Origin of the sequence: Yoonia maritima (assembly GCF_003003285.1) — a bacterium.
GTDB classification, from domain to species: domain Bacteria; phylum Pseudomonadota; class Alphaproteobacteria; order Rhodobacterales; family Rhodobacteraceae; genus Yoonia; species Yoonia maritima.
Genome location: NZ_PVTP01000018.1, coordinates 21,409 through 36,276 on the forward strand (window position 1 = coordinate 21,409; position 14,868 = coordinate 36,276).

At 55.1% G+C, this 14,868-nt stretch carries 17 protein-coding genes and 1 pseudogene; 8 read left to right on the forward strand and 10 right to left on the reverse strand.

Annotation, left to right across the window (positions count from 1 at the left end; all coding sequences use genetic code 11):
- Positions 1-22: 22 nt before the first annotated feature.
- The 4 genes from CLV80_RS17755 to CLV80_RS17770 are packed head-to-tail and all read left to right on the forward strand — an operon-like array spanning position 23 to position 4,033.
- Entirely contained in the window at positions 23-1,093 is a 1,071-nt protein-coding gene (locus CLV80_RS17755; protein ID WP_106359285.1) for a carbohydrate ABC transporter permease, read from the forward strand.
- Between the two features lies 1 nt (position 1,094).
- On the forward strand, positions 1,095-1,973 hold the full coding sequence (locus tag CLV80_RS17760) for a carbohydrate ABC transporter permease (RefSeq protein ID WP_106359286.1): 879 nt from the start codon (positions 1,095-1,097) through the stop codon (positions 1,971-1,973).
- Between the two features lie 3 nt (positions 1,974-1,976).
- The gene (locus CLV80_RS17765; RefSeq protein ID WP_106359287.1) at positions 1,977-2,960 is read left to right on the forward strand and encodes a glycoside hydrolase family protein; all 984 of its coding nucleotides are present in this window, start codon (positions 1,977-1,979) and stop codon (positions 2,958-2,960) included.
- Positions 2,960-4,033 (forward strand): ABC transporter ATP-binding protein, encoded by a 1,074-nt coding sequence (locus CLV80_RS17770; protein ID WP_106359288.1) that lies wholly within the window; start codon positions 2,960-2,962, stop codon positions 4,031-4,033. The genes CLV80_RS17765 and CLV80_RS17770 overlap by 1 nt, the downstream gene beginning before the upstream one ends.
- 478 nt (positions 4,034-4,511) lie before the next feature.
- Here the strand turns inward: CLV80_RS17770 and CLV80_RS18690 are convergent, their stop codons facing one another.
- The 6 genes from CLV80_RS18690 to CLV80_RS17800 form a co-directional block, all read right to left on the reverse strand.
- Positions 4,512-5,231: a transposase gene (locus tag CLV80_RS18690; RefSeq protein WP_106359289.1), complete on the reverse strand. Its 720-nt coding sequence runs from the start codon at positions 5,229-5,231 to the stop codon at positions 4,512-4,514.
- Between the two features lie 341 nt (positions 5,232-5,572).
- On the reverse strand, positions 5,573-5,899 hold the full coding sequence (locus CLV80_RS18695) for a ferric reductase-like transmembrane domain-containing protein (RefSeq protein ID WP_243394618.1): 327 nt from the start codon (positions 5,897-5,899) through the stop codon (positions 5,573-5,575).
- Positions 5,900-6,324: 425 nt separating this feature from the next.
- On the reverse strand, positions 6,325-6,999 hold the full coding sequence (locus tag CLV80_RS17785) for an NAD(P)-dependent oxidoreductase (RefSeq protein WP_106359290.1): 675 nt from the start codon (positions 6,997-6,999) through the stop codon (positions 6,325-6,327).
- A 54-nt stretch (positions 7,000-7,053) separates the two neighbouring features.
- On the reverse strand, positions 7,054-7,554 hold the full coding sequence (locus CLV80_RS17790; RefSeq protein WP_106359291.1) for a cytochrome b: 501 nt from the start codon (positions 7,552-7,554) through the stop codon (positions 7,054-7,056).
- A gap of 9 nt (positions 7,555-7,563) precedes the next feature.
- A complete protein-coding gene (locus CLV80_RS17795) occupies positions 7,564-8,451 on the reverse strand; it encodes a VOC family protein (RefSeq protein ID WP_106359292.1) in 888 nt (295 codons plus the stop codon).
- 65 nt (positions 8,452-8,516) lie between these two features.
- Positions 8,517-8,945: a DoxX family protein gene (locus CLV80_RS17800; protein ID WP_106359300.1), complete on the reverse strand. Its 429-nt coding sequence runs from the start codon at positions 8,943-8,945 to the stop codon at positions 8,517-8,519.
- Positions 8,946-9,059: 114 nt separating this feature from the next.
- Here CLV80_RS17800 and CLV80_RS17805 point away from each other — a divergent pair, with 114 nt between their 5' ends.
- Both CLV80_RS17805 and CLV80_RS17810 read left to right on the forward strand, forming a co-directional pair.
- The gene (locus CLV80_RS17805; RefSeq protein ID WP_243394619.1) at positions 9,060-9,959 is read left to right on the forward strand and encodes a LysR family transcriptional regulator; all 900 of its coding nucleotides are present in this window, start codon (positions 9,060-9,062) and stop codon (positions 9,957-9,959) included.
- A gap of 66 nt (positions 9,960-10,025) precedes the next feature.
- Positions 10,026-10,436, forward strand: coding sequence for a TRAP transporter large permease subunit (locus tag CLV80_RS17810; RefSeq protein WP_243394620.1), 411 nt, complete (start codon positions 10,026-10,028; stop codon positions 10,434-10,436).
- Positions 10,437-10,649: 213 nt separating this feature from the next.
- Here CLV80_RS17810 and CLV80_RS17815 read toward each other — a convergent pair whose 3' ends face one another.
- The 4 genes from CLV80_RS17815 to CLV80_RS17830 all read right to left on the reverse strand — a co-directional run bounded on the left by CLV80_RS17815 (position 10,650) and on the right by CLV80_RS17830 (position 13,569).
- A complete protein-coding gene (locus CLV80_RS17815) occupies positions 10,650-11,435 on the reverse strand; it encodes a dioxygenase family protein (RefSeq protein ID WP_106359294.1) in 786 nt (261 codons plus the stop codon).
- Between the two features lie 27 nt (positions 11,436-11,462).
- Positions 11,463-11,852 (reverse strand): nuclear transport factor 2 family protein, encoded by a 390-nt coding sequence (locus tag CLV80_RS17820; protein WP_106359295.1) that lies wholly within the window; start codon positions 11,850-11,852, stop codon positions 11,463-11,465.
- 111 nt (positions 11,853-11,963) lie between these two features.
- Positions 11,964-12,593, reverse strand: a complete 630-nt coding sequence (locus tag CLV80_RS17825) for a DsbA family protein (protein ID WP_106359296.1) — start codon at positions 12,591-12,593, stop codon at positions 11,964-11,966.
- A gap of 82 nt (positions 12,594-12,675) precedes the next feature.
- Complete coding sequence (locus CLV80_RS17830) at positions 12,676-13,569, reverse strand: MBL fold metallo-hydrolase (RefSeq protein WP_106359297.1); 894 nt, start codon at positions 13,567-13,569, stop codon at positions 12,676-12,678.
- 124 nt (positions 13,570-13,693) lie between these two features.
- Here CLV80_RS17830 and CLV80_RS17835 point away from each other — a divergent pair, with 124 nt between their 5' ends.
- Together CLV80_RS17835 and CLV80_RS18265 are read left to right on the forward strand one after the other, a co-directional pair.
- On the forward strand, positions 13,694-14,620 hold the full coding sequence (locus CLV80_RS17835; RefSeq protein ID WP_106359298.1) for a LysR family transcriptional regulator: 927 nt from the start codon (positions 13,694-13,696) through the stop codon (positions 14,618-14,620).
- A gap of 153 nt (positions 14,621-14,773) precedes the next feature.
- Positions 14,774-14,868, forward strand: a pseudogene (locus CLV80_RS18265) (IS66 family transposase); the annotation flags it as partial.

Genomic DNA, 14,868 nt, shown 5'->3' on the forward strand with positions numbered 1-14,868 from the left:
CCTATCTGGAAAGCAGTGAAAAATGGCGTCGAAACTGACCACATCAAACCGCGCAGGCTGGGGCTTTGCCTTACCGGGTTTTGGGTTGATCATGTTGTTTATCGTGATCCCCTTTTTCTTTGCATTCTATTTGTCGCTGACCAATCAGCGGTTGATTTCGCCGAACCCAACCGAATTTGTGGGGCTTAGCAACTACGATCGCTTGCTCAGCATTTCTGTCCTGACCATCGAACCAGAGGTTGATGACACAGGCGCGGTTGTGCGTGATGACGCAGGTAACGCGCAATATCCGCGGGTGCGGACCTTTACGCGGAACAATCCCGATTATTCGCAATATGCCGGAATGCGCGAATGGTTCCGGTGGCATTGGGGCGAGACCGCCAAGGTCGTTGTGGCGACCGATGTGGTGTTCTGGAAATCCTTGCGCAACACCTTGATGTTCGTGCTTGTGGTGGCGCCTGTGCAGGCGGGATTAGCGCTGTGTTTGGCACTGCTGATCAACCAGCGCTTGCGCGGGATCAACGTCTACCGCGCGATCTATTTCATGCCGGTTGTTGTCTCGATTGTGGTCGTGTCACTGCTGTTCCGGTTCATCTATGACGGCAATGACGGGCTGCTGAATAACGTGCTTGGCTTTGTCACATTTGGCACCTTTGAGGGGCGCGACTGGCTTGGGTCGGAAAACACCGCATTGGGTGCGATCATGGGCATGTCGATCTGGCAGGCTGTCGGGTTTCATATGGTGATCTGGCTGTCCGGACTGCAAACCATCAGCCCGACATTATACGAAGCCTCTTCCATCGAAGGGGCGAGCAAATTTCAGACGTTCCGCTATGTCACATGGCCCGGACTGCGCAATACCGCTGTGCTGATCCTGATCGTGATCACCATGCAGGCCTTTGCCCTGTTTGCGCAGATCGACGTGATGACGCGCGGCGGACCGTTGGACAGCACAACAACGATTGTGTTCCAGGCGGTTGAACGCGGCTACGGCAAACAAGACATCTCTGGCGGGTCTGCGATTTCGGTTGTTCTGTTCTTGCTGGTCCTAAGCATCAGCCTCATCCAACGCTATCTCACAAGGGAGAGATAAAATGGCGACGATTAACCCCGACAATCGTGGGCTGCGTCTGGCCGTGCGCTATCTGGTGCTGACGCTGATTGCCCTGATCTTTATCTTCCCGCTGGTGTTTATGGTCATGTCGAGCCTCAAGCCCGACCTGCAATTGCTGCGCGACACATCCAGTTTGCGGGCGTTCCTACCGGTGGGCGACATCAGTCTCGACAATTATTACAACGCCTTTTCGCGGGTGCCGATTGCCCAGTTCATGTTCAATTCGCTTTTCGTGACGGCGACGACGGTCTTTTTGTCCTTGTTGCTATGCTCTTTGGCGGCGTTTTCCTTTGTGTTCCTGAATTGGTCAGGCAAAAATGTCGCGCTGGCGATTATCATCGCGACGCTGATCATCCCGTTTGAAACCATTGCCATTCCGCTGCTGCTGTTTGTGTCAAAATTGCCGTGGATCGGCATGGAAGGGCTGACATTCGGCTGGCTGGACACCTACCGCGTCCAGATCATCCCGCTGGTGGCGGATGGGCTGACCATCTTCTTGTTCGTCCAGTATTTCCGCGATCTTCCTCGCGACCTGATCGAAGCGTCCCGCGTCGAAGGCGCAAGCTGGATGCAGATCTATTTGCGTGTGGTGATGCCGCTGTCCGGTCCCATTCTGGCAACCGCCGCGATTCTGAAATTCCTTGCGATGTATAACCAATACCTGTGGCCGCTTATGGTCGTGCAACAGGAAGCCTACCGTCCCGTCATGGTCGGCGTTCAATATTTCTTCCAGCTGAGCACAGCATGGGGGGAAATCATGGCCTATCTGACGATCATCACGATCCCTGTTCTGGCCTTCTATCTTGTACTGCAACGCGCGTTCATTGCGTCGATTGCTTCAACCGGCGTGAAAGGCTGATCCATGGTTCTCGCTCTTAAAGACCATTTCGTTTGGGATAGTTGGTATGTTCACGATGGTGAAAAATACCATGGCTATTTTCTTAAGGCACCACACGCGATTGGCGATCCTGACCTAAGACATTTCAATGTGTCTTATGGCCATGCGACAAGCACTGATTTGGTGAATTGGGACTATCTTGGAACGTGCTTCAAACCGTCCGAGGATGGCTGGGACAACTACACCACATGGACCGGGTCCGTGGTGCGCGGCGACGATGACCTTTGGCACCTGTACTATACGGGCACCCGTAAGAACGACCCTCAATTGGCTCAGAGGATCGGGCACGCGACCTCGACCGATTTGCACAACTGGAAACGTGTCGGTGACGGTCTGATCCTTGACCTGGTTGGGCCGAATGCCAACCACTACGAGGTCGACGTTTCTAACGGAGAATGGCATGACCGCGCCATGCGTGATCCATGGGTGATGCGCGATCCAGAAGGCGACGGCTGGCTGATGTATTTCACTGCCCGCGCGCCAGGTATCGCAGAAGCCAACGATGCGGGTTGCATCGGTTTTGCCACGTCTCCCGATGGATACGATTGGATGCTTGAGGCGCCGGTCTTTACCGGTGGGTTCGGCCAACTTGAAGTTCCTCAGGTGTTCGAAAAGAACGGCTCCTGGTATTGCCTCTTCTGCACTGCCGCGCACCACTACTCGCAAGAGCAGACAAAACTGCGCCCGGTCGTCACCGGCAATCATTACCTGATCGGTGAAGGTCCCCGCGGCCCATGGCGCATTGCGCCCGGTTTCCTTGACGGGACAGACCCGTGCACCCGCTATGCCGCACGTATTGTCGACACGGATGACGGCGTGGTGATCCTTGGCTTTGCAGACAAGCCTGAAGGCGTAGAATTTGTCGGACACATCATGGACCCAGACCCTGTCGAACTTACCGACGATGGCCTGTTGATCATCCCACCCCAGTTGAAGGCAGCAGAATAATGGCAACGGTTAAACTTCGTGACGTGCGCAAAAGCTATGGCGACGTCGAGGTCATCAAGGGCGTCGATATAGACATCGAAGATGGCGAATTCGTTGTCTTCGTCGGCCCGTCGGGTTGCGGAAAATCCACGCTGCTACGCATGATTGCTGGGCTTGAGGATATCACCGACGGCACGCTAGAGATCGACGGTGCACGGATGAACGACCTTGAGCCGTCCAAGCGTGGGATCGCGATGGTGTTCCAGTCCTACGCGATCTTCCCACATATGACCGTGCGTGAAAACGTGGCCTTCGGGTTGACCATCAACAAGGTGAGTAAAGCCGAAAAGGCCGAGAAGGTGGCCGAAGCCGCACGTATCTTGCAGATGGAACACCTGCTGGAGCGTCGCCCGTCTGAACTGTCAGGCGGCCAGCGTCAGCGCGTTGCCATCGGCCGTGCCATCGTGCGTGATCCCAAGGTATTCCTGTTTGACGAACCGCTTTCAAACCTCGACGCGGCCTTGCGTATGGATATGCGCATGGAGATCGGCAAGCTGCATCAAGACCTCGGTGCATCGATGATCTACGTCACCCACGATCAGGTCGAAGCGATGACGCTGGCCGACAAGATTGTCGTGCTCAAGGACGGGCAGGTGATGCAGTCCGGTGCGCCGATGGAACTGTACCACGAACCCGCCAATCTGTTCGTGGCGGGGTTCCTTGGTGCGCCGTCGATGAATTTCCTTAAGGTCACAGTCGATGACTTTGGCGACGACTGGGTGCAGGTGTCCAGCGCGGCGCTTGCCAGCGTTAAAGTCCCTCGCAAAGGGCGTCCATTCTCCACGGGACAAGAGGCAACCTTAGGCATACGCCCGCAATACTTGGCTGCTGCTGCTGAAGGCGAAGGCATGCTGAAAGGTAACGTGGTGCTGACTGAACGCCTTGGGAGTGAAACGGTGGTGAACATGGCTGTCAGCGACGGCAGCAACTGCATTGCGTCCATCGCAGAAGATGCAGTCTTGATACCTGGCAACGAGATGTCATGGACGTTTGACCCAGCGCTGGCCCATGTTTTTCCGGAACAGGTAAAATAACGGGCTTTGCAAGGGCAACCGACAGTTACGAAGCAGTTCAGATTACGAAGTAATCCAAATCGATCGTACTGAGGTACCTTAGCGTACATTGCTTCGATAACGGTCGTTGGTTTTGCTCATACTAAGGTCAACTTCCTCCGCAGTGTGTGAGTTCGAGTAGATCACCATTACGGCAATGCGGCGAAAGCCCAGTCTGGTGAAGCTGCATCGCAGCGCTCAGCCGCATCGGCAATGACCTGTGTGGATGGCTCCTGCATTGCAAGCGTTTTTTGTGTTGCGATCATCCGTCAGTACAGTCGTGTGTCCGGCCTGTTTGCGTGGCGATTGCCACTGGCCCTGATGAGTTCCGCAAGCAAGGTTCCTATCGGCTAAACGACCTCTGGGGGCCGCGACATTGGTCGGAGTGTCCTGGCTTTTGGTTGACTTCATTTCGCATCATCACATCAAGCGTCTTGCATTTCTGGGCAGGTTGACCCGATCAGGCGATCGGCTGCCGGTATTCCTCTCGTTTGGTAAGCATCGCCCAGATGACCCGGGCAGATTTGTTTGCCATTGCGACTGTTGCAAGCCGGAACGGTTTCTCTGCGAGTATTTTTGCAGTCCAGATATCTGCCTTTTCTGGTTTATTCCGGGCCATCAACGCGCGTGACGTCATTCCGATGATCAGCAGCTTTCGAATGTACCTGTCGCCTTTCTTGGTAATCCGTCCGAGGCGCTCTTTACCGCCACTCGATTTGTTCAGAGGTGTTAGGCCGATTGATGTGACCCAGTCGCGGACGATCCGCGCATACTGCCGCGTCGAGATGTGAAGGCGCTCGTGAAACCGAACCGGCCAAAGGTACTCTGAGCCGACCATTAGCTCATCCTCCATCCACTTTTCGACCGAAACTCTCGTGCCTTCGGATATCTCAAAGCGCACGGGTTTCTGCCTCTTGCTTTGCAGGACAGAGGCGCGCTCCTTGATTTGGCCAGACGCCATCACATCGACGGCCTTCAACCTTACCAAATCGCACCCACGAAGTTTGCTGTCGATTGCCATATTGAAGAGTGCGAGATCTCGATGGTTCTCCGCTAACTCAAGTCTTACTCTGATTACCCAAACGTGTTTGGGCTTAAGTGGCCGTTTCTGTCCGACTATGTGACCTTTGTTCCATGCAGGGCGAAGTGCGCGAATTGCAGGTAAGTTTGGTGTTTCCATGACTGATCCTCCGATCCGCCATGCCCTCCCACAACGACAACCCGACGTTGACTAAGGCAGTATATCACCGGATGCTGCGTTGCATCTGAGGTCCGAAAGGAGCCCTAATTTGACCGATGCTGCGGCTCGTACGAATGGCTGCGAACCGCGGCGAGCGACATTCGGCTTTGCAATTACATCCCGTATTGATGACTGCAACAGTAGACGAGGAAAGCGTCGCTTGCGGGTTAACCCCCTTCGCTCTCCTTGATATATTGATCCAGGACGTCGATGCAGTCGCTATGCCACTATGTGCAGTGGCCGCAGATACCAGTACCAAACACGGTAGGCCTCAAGCGCGATCAGGGGGGCAAAGTTACAACCAGAGCGGGTGCTGCTCCGTTCCAATCATGCAAAGCGGCCCAATGTACCAGTGTCAACACGGCTGCGGCATAGGTCCAGCGTTGCAGCCACTTCCACCATGTGCCCAATTTGCGCACGAAGTAATCCACTGATGTCAGTGCCAGCGGTATGAAGATGATAAACGCCACCCAGCCAGTCCAAATGTAAAGGCGCGGCAATTCATCAACAACAGTGGTCAGTGACGCCTTATCCAGCAGGTAGAACGCCGTGTGCAGCAACGCATAGCCAAATGAGGCGACGCCCAAATAGCGGCGATTGCGTTTCAACCATTGCGGCCCCCGCCATCCCTTGAGCAGCAGCGCCAAAGGGGGTTGCCATCATCTGCACGACCAACAACCGTGCGGAGGTTTCACCGGACGGGTGCACGAGCTGGTGGAAAATCCGCGGATCATCGGATGTCAACGCGGTGAAAGTCATCATGACCCCGGGGGAGGCAAGCACTGCCCATGTGAGCTAAGGTGAGGTCGCTGCGAAGAAACGTTGCATTTTTTGTCCCGTCATATGTACTTGTATAAACATACGCCTGAGCCATGAGTTTTCGCCGCGGCTCGGGCGGTATTCTCACATCTTGAGCGCGGAGAACATGCGTGCCAGCGTGCTGTCCTTGCGCACGAACTAGTTGAAAATGGCCGCGTGGTGTTTGTCGTAGTGATACGAACCCGCCGCGCAGTTCTATCGCGGCGGGCCAGACTTATTTTTGCGAGATCATCGGTGCTTTGCCATGAAGGTCTGCGCGATCCAAGGCTTCGATAAGCCACTGCGCCACGGAGGTTCGTGAGATCTGCATCACGGGCTTAGGTTGGTTGGCTCCGCCCACCACATAGCTTTCGATGACTGGGGCCGTGCCTTCCTTTTTTCCCAGCATCATCGCGCGGCCCACTGTCCAATCCAGTCCAGACGCGGCGAGCGCATCCTCGACCATTTCGTGATCGCGGTAGGCATGGCCCAAATTGGACCACTTGATGAGCATCCGCATCAATAATGGTGCGGTGTCATAGCTTTCGTTCGCCCCTGCGGCCCCCAATGACACGATGCGGCGCAGGCCTTGATCGTGCATCGCGGCGATAGTGACATCAATGATATCTTTCAACAGCGAGTCCCGGTTCACCAGCTTGGAAAACGGGGAATCCGAGGCGCGCGCATTATTCAGCGTGCTGATAACCACGTCGCAGCCCTGCATCGCCTCGGCCACGTCATCGGCATCTTCAGGCGTGCCTTTGATAAGCGTCAGTTTGGCGTCGGTTTGCGATATTACGGCCGGATTGCGAACCAAGGCGCGCACGCTGTGTCCTGCGGCCAAGGCCTGTTGCATCACAAATGTTCCCGTGCGGCCAGAACCGCCGTAAAGGAGGATTGTCTTCGTCATCTTCGTTTCCTTTGACAAATGGTGGGCACGCCATCGTGACGGACCCCGTTTTGGTTAGATTTTGCGCGACACCATCATCCGCCGTAGCGTGCCATCTTTGCGCACGAACTGGTTGAACAAGGCGGCGGCAGCATGTGTCGTGATCAAACCAAAGAGCACCATATTCAAAAGCCGGTGCGCGTAACCCAAATCAGCAACGCCGTTCCATGTCATCCCGCCCGTGATCACCATACCGATCAGCGCGCCGTAAAGCGCCCAGTGAACAGTTGTTGCGATCTTGGCCTGCATCGGGGGTGTGCCGGGGGCGTGACCGGGCGTGCCATAGCGGTAGCGCAGGTACAGCCTTGCCAACACAGCGAGAAAGATCGTTGATCCAAATCCCACATGTACCCAGGCCATCGTCATGTCATTTCCGGCCGGTGTGGTACCGATCTGCATTGCGTGAATGGTGCGTTTTATGGGCTCGTTAAAAAGCCACTGCACCCAGATGGCCGCAAAAACGACCCAGTGCAAAATGATCTGAGCGGGGCGGTAAGATTGAGGTTGTGGGGGCATTAGGTGGTCCTATCTACTTATACGCAAAGTAACGTTGACACCTGTGGGGTCGGTGCCGCGAAAGACATCGCCGTCTTGGCGCAGGTGAGAGGAGGCGACGACGTCCACGTTGGAGATCAGCTCGTAGTGCACCAATCCAGCCATATTTTGCGGCCTAGGTGGGCGATTTGGCCCAGCCCAGATATTCATTGCCAACCGGTGCGTATTGGGTTGGCCTGCTCCCATATCGGCAAAACCCCAGTTATCCAGCGTCAGGTGACGCTCAAAACCAAGGGTCTCGAACCAATCCAAAGCGGACCCGAGTGCTGCGACCTTAAAGTGCAAATGCGCAAGGTAGGTGTCACCGGCCAAAGGGGTCATAGGGTCCGCCCCCGCTGCAAAGGCGAGTTCAACACTCACATCAAGCGGTCCGCGGCCAGAATGCCGGTTACCATCAACATCGAACAAAGTCAGGCCCTTAGACATATCGCCAAAATGGCTAAACCGTTCTGGTGTCTCATATGTAATCTCAATCTCCAGACCGTCGGGATCGTGGAAGTATAGCGATTTCGCCATCAAGTGATCCGTCGGGCCTACTTGAACATTCAAGTGGATCAAGCGGGTCAGCAGGCGCGAGAATTCCGCCTGGCTGCGGACACCAATCGCGACGTGGTACATGCCCGTATAAGGCGCGGCGACAGGGGTGTTTGCACCGGGACGAAGGACGATCAGTGTGCGATCTTTCGTACCAAGTGCGATGCCGGGAGATGCAAGTTCGCGTTCGACCAGCCCCAAGGCCGAGGTCCAGAAAGCGACCGAACGATCAAGGTCTGTCACCTGGAGTTCCACCATGCCCCAAGACAGGCGGTCAATTTGCGTAGGGTGGCCAGTGTTGGCAAGGAGGGGGGTATGTAGCATCGAAAGCAACCTTTTGAGTAATAACGCGCTCTGGCAAGAGGCACCAGAGCGCGAGCCGTGATGGACTAACCACGTGGAGCGATTGGTGCCTTGTTCGCGCGTCCCCAAACCACCAAAGCGGCCAGTGCGAACAAAACGGCGTTCACTGGAACGACTTCGAATTCACCGCGAAAGATATGCACACCGGCAGCCAGAACCATAACAACACACAGGCCCACAGCAGCTAGTTTCGTCAGTTGTGGCATAATGCGGGTGGCAGCTGGAAGGATAAGGCCAAGTGCGCCCGCGACCTCGGCCAGACCGATAAACTTGATCAAAAGGAGGGGGGCGTTCTCGGCCCAGCCCATCCCCATCGCAACCAATTCGGCCGATCCGGACATCAGCTTTGTTGCGCCGGCCATCAGGAACATCGCAGCCAACAGGGCTTGGACGACCCAGAGGCCAATATTCCAGCCCTTGCTGGATTGTACGGGGTTTGTGTCAATCGTTGTCATGTCGTTCTCTTTCATAAATCTGCTGTTGAAGCGTATTGTGATGAGGACATGAATAAAGATTTCCCATTTCGGCATCATCAGTTTATTTATTGAAGCAACATTTACTATGAGTTGATGATGGACACACTTCTGAGCTTGCGTGTTTTTGTAGAGGTTGCAGAGCACAAAAACTTCTCGGCCGTTGCAGAGCGCCTACATATCTCCCCTGCGATGACCAGCAAACACGTCAAACATGTAGAGACTCGCGTCGGTGCGCGTTTGCTCAATCGCAATAGCAGGAACGTTAGCCTGACCGAGGCTGGCGCGCAGTATCTGCAAACAATCCGCCCTTTGCTTGACGGGCTGACCGAAGCTGAAGCGCAATTGACCACAGACAGCCTTTCGCCGCGCGGTACGCTCAGAATGTCGCTACCTGTTTGGATGTCTAATCCGGCCTTTGCGAAAATTCTGACCACCTACCATCAGCAAAATCCGCATGTGACCTTTGATATCGACCTAAGTGGCCGCAAGATTAACATGGTAGAAGAAGGTATTGATCTAGCATTGCGCGTTGCGTTCAAATTGGACGACGGGCTGATCGCGCGAAAACTGGCAGAGGTTACGTTTCAGCTCGTGGCAGCCCCTTCCTTTTTAGACCGCTTTGGCCGCCCCGGAACCCCGGAAGATCTGAACAACGCCCCGATGCTTGCGTATTCTCAAGTTGCTGCGGACGGGCGGCTCAAGTTTGGCGCAGAAGACGGGATTGATGTCAAATTCAGGCCAATTTTGGTAAGCTCCAACGAAAGCATTCTTCATCAAGCAGCTGTAGCTGGAATGGGCTTTGCGATGCTTCCGAACTGGGCCGCCCAAGACGACGTGAAAGACGATCGACTTGAAGCCGTGTTGCCAAACGTAGCCTGGCCGAAATTGCATATTCAGGCCATTTACGCTGATCGTAGTTATCTGCCCGCCAAGGTAAGAAGTTTTCTGGACTTTTTGGCTGGGTCGGATGGGTTCCCCGCCGTTTTGAAGTAGTGTCTCGACAACCAAATGTATGAGCTAGTTGGCCCAGTCCTATGTTTTACCACCATGGTGTCACGTATGCAGACCATAGTGATGTTCTTATTCTCGTTGGCGTTTTTTGCGGCTGGCGAAAGGCGAGGATATTTGGCGGGGCAGCTTGGCTGGTCTCAGGCGCTGGCAAATTGGGTGGAGTCCTTCGGGCTGACGGGTACGAAATACCTGTTTTTCCTTGTGGTCATTTTCCTGATCGCGGGCATGTTCATGGACACGCCCGTCGCCCTTACTCTGCTGATACCCCTCTTTGCTCCGCAAGCCATGGAGCAAGGCATCAGCTCGATCCAGCTTGGTATCGTGCTGCGCTTCAATCTGTGCATCGGTCTGATCACGCCACCTTTGGGCAAATGCCTTGTGGTCGTTTCAGCGCTGACAAATCTTAACTACTGGCGGCTGGCCTATTCCTCGTCACGCCCGGCCCAAACAGGTCATTAGCAAGATCGTTGATGCTGCGTTGCAGTTCCTCGAACGCCGCCATTGGTTAGATAGTGCAGAATTTTGATCAGCCCGAGGTCAGCTAAGCGGGTCAGAGTGATCCGTCGCCGCCTTTTTATCAATGACAAGAAACAGACGTCTTGCAGGTTGCGTCCCCACTAGGTCAGGATGTCCTTGGTTCGTCTGATTGTTCTCAGGCTATATCGAACCCGCTTAAGCGAGCCCGATAGTGATGGTGCCAGAAAAACCGCTTGTAGGAGATCCGCTCATTTGCAGCGTTTGAGCTGCCATCGCGGCAGATGCGTTGTCTCTGAACGCAATGTCTTGGCTCAGACTGATGCGATTGAGGTTTTTGATGCCGTTGGAATATCTGCTGTCCGCTTCGTAGGTGGCGCGGCTGACGTTCTCTGGCAGTGCAAATTGCGAGATCAGCAGACTGTCGCGGCCATTGTTCATGTTCCGGGGGCTGTCAAACACTTCAAAATGCATGTGCGGCCATCTGCCATCGTAGCAGCCAGGAATAATGGTGGTGAAGCGCACCACGCCATCGGCATCGGTTATTCCGACGCCACGAAGGTAGTTGCGATCGGCCTCATCATAGATGGAATAATAGCCAACCGTGTCGCAGTGCCAAAGATAAAGGGCGTGCCCAGCCAGAGGCGTGCAATTTTCACCTGCCCTAACCAGCCTGATTTCGACCGAAAGCGGGGCACCTTGTGCGACGGGTGTCAGGCCCGCAAAGCTGGTCCGTAGGTCTTCGCGGATAACCCCTTCGCTTGTAAGAACATTGATGGCGCTTGCATTGCGTCCATGTGCCCCATCAGCCGGGAATGGTCCTGCTGTTTCTGGGGGCAGCGCCATGCAGGCGGCAAGTACGGATTGCGGGGTTGCCAAAACCGCCCCCACGCCAGCCATGGTGGAAAGTGCGGCGCGCCTTGAGAGCCAGCGTGACCTGTCATGCTGAAAGCCTTTGTCGTGATCGTGTTGTTCGGTCGTCATCAGAAATCTCCTTGAGCCGGTGGTGAATTAGTTCATAGCTTCGGTGAGTTTATTGCTGTCGACGACCTGTTCGAAGGCGGCAATCTTGCCGCTGGCGATCCGCCAGATATGAACAACACGGGCCTTCATCGGTTTCCCGGTTGCGTGATAGACGCCTGTGTAAGTTCCGATCGCGACGACAGTTTCATCGTCAGCGAGATAGCGTTCCGGTTCAAACCTATAGTCGGCCCACTCTCCGCCAAGGCGGGCGAATACATTCTGAGCGATTTCGGCGAAACCGACAAACGTGCCCGCGTAGGGAGACCCTGCGGTTTCGGTCCAAATGGCATCGGCGGCCATATGACGCTCTAGGTTGCTCGCATTTTGTTCCGGTGTTGCGCTCTCATATGTGCTTTTGACGATCTCAAGGGGGGTCATGATTGCCTCCTGGGCTTTGGCGGTTGGGGCGTTGGTGCAATTTACAACTATCAAAGAAATGGCGAAGGGGGGCGACCGAACGTGATCGCCACCCGTTTTAGCGCCATTCCTTTAGGCGGTCAGTGCCCGGATCTGTGCCGGCGCGTCGTAGTAACGCGACACGTCGATGATTTGCGCGTCGCCTGTAGAGATGTCCAAAACTGTCGGAACACCCTGAGCGCCGTATTGCGCCGACAGTGTCACGGCTCTGGCTGAAACCGCATCTGCCTTTGCCTTCAATCTTGCGGTCCCCAGTTGTTCAGCCTCCGCCTCAGCGACGCCTTCGGCGACAAGAGCTTTGACGAGCGCAGGACGATCCGCCGCTGATACGCCGTCGACATACCGCAATTTCTGTAGCCACGCGGCGAGCTTCAATTCGGCGGCGGCACCTTTGTCATGTACAAGGGCCGCGGCCTGTGCGGTCAACTCAGAGTTCAGAACTTCGCTTTTAGAGCGCAGGATATTTTCGACATAGGCTTGACTAAAGGGCTGACCCGTGAGTTCTTCGATATGGGCATCCACGCGTTCCGCTTGCTTTCCGAACCCATCAGCCATGCGATGCGCGTTTGGACCTGAAAACAACTGCCTGTGCAGAAGCTCAACCTTGGCATCGCTCGATACCAGAGCGTCCAGCACCGGGGCTGCCCCATAACACCAACCACAATAGGTGTCATAAATGACCACAAAGCTTTTGTTAGACATGAGATGTTCCTTTCTGCCTATGAATTGATTTTGCGTCAGAGCGACCAAACAACGTTGGTCGCTCTGTTGTTAATGGCCGGGCTTAGCCCCAGCTCATTTCGCCCTTGGCAACTTTGGCCCCAATATCGAGCGCAAGACCCATATCGGCATTCGGGTACCGTGCCTGCATCGCCTGGATGAGCGCGTCTCCGTCAGTGGCTTTGGCAAGCTCCTCTTCGAATGTCAGAAGATAGTCGCGCGTATAGGTGATCGCGTCCACGCCGGACGGCGCATCCACTGTTGCGTGCCCCGCGATCGCCACCTTGGGGTTCCGATCCAGCATTTTTTCCAGCTCTCTTACCCATGCGGCGCGGCTTTCTGGTGTTGGGGTGTCAGCCACCCACACATGAGTCCCCGAGAATATCATGACACCGCCAATGATCGCCTCACGGGATGGAACCCAAAGATAACGTCGATTGTCGAGTTCGGTTGATGTGACGATATCTATCGTCTCGCCATCGACCGACAAGGACGAACCATCAAAGGGTTGAGGGAGAATGATGTCTTCCAAAGATTGCGGGCCATTCTCTCCGAGTTGCGGCCCCCAGGCCTCAAGCTTCTTGGCGATATTGCCGTCAATCGCTGCGCGGGTTGCGCTTGCTGCAATGACTTGCGCGTCGGGGAAACGTTCAACAACCGGTTTCAGACTGAAGTAGTAGTCTGGGTCGCTTTGGCTAATGTAGATTGTCGTCAGCGTCTTTCCGGTTGCAGAAATCGCGTCTGCGAGCGCACGGCCATCAGGATAGTTGAAGCCACCATCGATGAGCACTGCTTCGCTCGGCCCCGTTACCAGAACCGGGGCGCGAAAGAACCCATCGGGACCGCTGCGAAAGTCCTGTATGTCGAGGCTTGACGCCGCTAGGGCGTTGCTGGGCGAAAGAAACGTTGCTGCGGCACCTGAGGCGCCAATACTGGCAAGAAAGTCACGTCTGTTCATCGGAATCTCCTTCGAAATCTGATCGGGTTTGCATTGATGCGATGCTGTGAATTTAGGCCATGGATTCCGTCACCAAAAGAGAGTTGAACTTGACATTGTGTAAGCAATAGGTTGACAATAAATCATGCAGAACCGCCGATACAATCTCAATCGTCTGGGCCACTTCGTTGCCGTAATTGAAGAGGGCACCATTACCGCTGCCGCAGAGCGGCTGGGACTGAGCAAAGCTGTCGTCAGCAAGCAGTTATTAACGTTGGAAGATGAATTGGGCGTAAGCCTGCTGGTCCGAAACAGCCGGCATCTGAGTGCAACAGATGTCGGGCAAGAATTCTACCATCGTGCCAAGGCCGCGCTTCATCAGGCAAACGAAGCCTTTGAAGCTGCTGTCGCTGGTTCGTCGGAGCCGCATGGAAAGTTACGCATAACCGCGCCGATAGACTACGGCACCCTGCATCTATCTCAATTGGTTGCTCATTTTACGCAGCAGTATCCCAGCGTTGAGGTTGATCTGACACTTAGCGACGAACAGTTTGATCCTGTCGAACAAAACTACGATATCGCTTTTCGGGTGGGATGGCTGGTCGATTCCAGTAACCGCGCCCGCAAGATCGGCAGTTTTCGTGAAGTTGTTGTTTGCGCCCCGGATCTTGTGCCCCCCGGCGGGGTTGGCGCGCCAAAGGATTTAGAGCCCTTGGCCTTCGTGGCCAACAAGGCCCTGACAGACCAATCGACACTTACATTCGAACGCGGCAGGGCCTCTGTTTCGATTACAACGCACAAAAGAAGCGCCATGAATGTCGGACCGGCTATCCTTTCCTCCATCTGCGCCGGAGGCGGCTATTCGGTGCTTCCGGATTTCCTCGTGCAGGATGAACTCGCATCGGGAAAGCTTGTCCAACTCTTGCCGGACTGGTCCCTCAGGGCGGGCGGAATCTATACAGTCTTTCCGCCTGTGAAGTTCCGAAGCCTGGCGGTTCAGGCTTTCCTCGATGCCGCCATCAGCTATCACAGGGGTGCGGCTTGGACCTCTATTGGCAGTGACGAAGCATGATGGGGGCCCAGAGGAGCCCCACAAATTTTCACCTTGTTCGACTATGGGTACTTCGCTTCAACGGCGGCTTTCAGTTCCGCATTGAAAATACGATAGACCGACATCGCATCCTGAGAGATGAACCCGGTCGTAACCGAACTGTCCACTGGCATGTATTGCTGGGCACATGCACGACGTAAACTTTATGAGCTGACCCATAACAATGTGGCACCCATCGCCGAGGAGGGCCTCAAGCAGATCGCTGCCCT

Bases quoted from the DNA above. Each gene is read 5' to 3' on its own strand.
- CLV80_RS17755 (WP_106359285.1), top strand. From the start codon at position 23: ATGGCGTCGAAACTGACCACATCAAACCGCGCAGGCTGGGGCTTTGCC.
- CLV80_RS17760 (WP_106359286.1), top strand. From the start codon at position 1,095: ATGGCGACGATTAACCCCGACAATCGTGGGCTGCGTCTGGCCGTGCGC.
- CLV80_RS17765 (WP_106359287.1), top strand. From the start codon at position 1,977: ATGGTTCTCGCTCTTAAAGACCATTTCGTTTGGGATAGTTGGTATGTT.
- CLV80_RS17770 (WP_106359288.1), top strand. From the start codon at position 2,960: ATGGCAACGGTTAAACTTCGTGACGTGCGCAAAAGCTATGGCGACGTC.
- CLV80_RS18690 (WP_106359289.1), bottom strand. From the start codon at position 5,231: ATGGAAACACCAAACTTACCTGCAATTCGCGCACTTCGCCCTGCATGG.
- CLV80_RS17785 (WP_106359290.1), bottom strand. From the start codon at position 6,999: ATGACGAAGACAATCCTCCTTTACGGCGGTTCTGGCCGCACGGGAACA.
- CLV80_RS17790 (WP_106359291.1), bottom strand. From the start codon at position 7,554: ATGCCCCCACAACCTCAATCTTACCGCCCCGCTCAGATCATTTTGCAC.
- CLV80_RS17795 (WP_106359292.1), bottom strand. From the start codon at position 8,451: ATGCTACATACCCCCCTCCTTGCCAACACTGGCCACCCTACGCAAATT.
- CLV80_RS17800 (WP_106359300.1), bottom strand. From the start codon at position 8,945: ATGACAACGATTGACACAAACCCCGTACAATCCAGCAAGGGCTGGAAT.
- CLV80_RS17805 (WP_243394619.1), top strand. From the start codon at position 9,060: ATGATGGACACACTTCTGAGCTTGCGTGTTTTTGTAGAGGTTGCAGAG.
- CLV80_RS17810 (WP_243394620.1), top strand. From the start codon at position 10,026: ATGCAGACCATAGTGATGTTCTTATTCTCGTTGGCGTTTTTTGCGGCT.
- CLV80_RS17815 (WP_106359294.1), bottom strand. From the start codon at position 11,435: ATGACGACCGAACAACACGATCACGACAAAGGCTTTCAGCATGACAGG.
- CLV80_RS17820 (WP_106359295.1), bottom strand. From the start codon at position 11,852: ATGACCCCCCTTGAGATCGTCAAAAGCACATATGAGAGCGCAACACCG.
- CLV80_RS17825 (WP_106359296.1), bottom strand. From the start codon at position 12,593: ATGTCTAACAAAAGCTTTGTGGTCATTTATGACACCTATTGTGGTTGG.
- CLV80_RS17830 (WP_106359297.1), bottom strand. From the start codon at position 13,569: ATGAACAGACGTGACTTTCTTGCCAGTATTGGCGCCTCAGGTGCCGCA.
- CLV80_RS17835 (WP_106359298.1), top strand. From the start codon at position 13,694: ATGCAGAACCGCCGATACAATCTCAATCGTCTGGGCCACTTCGTTGCC.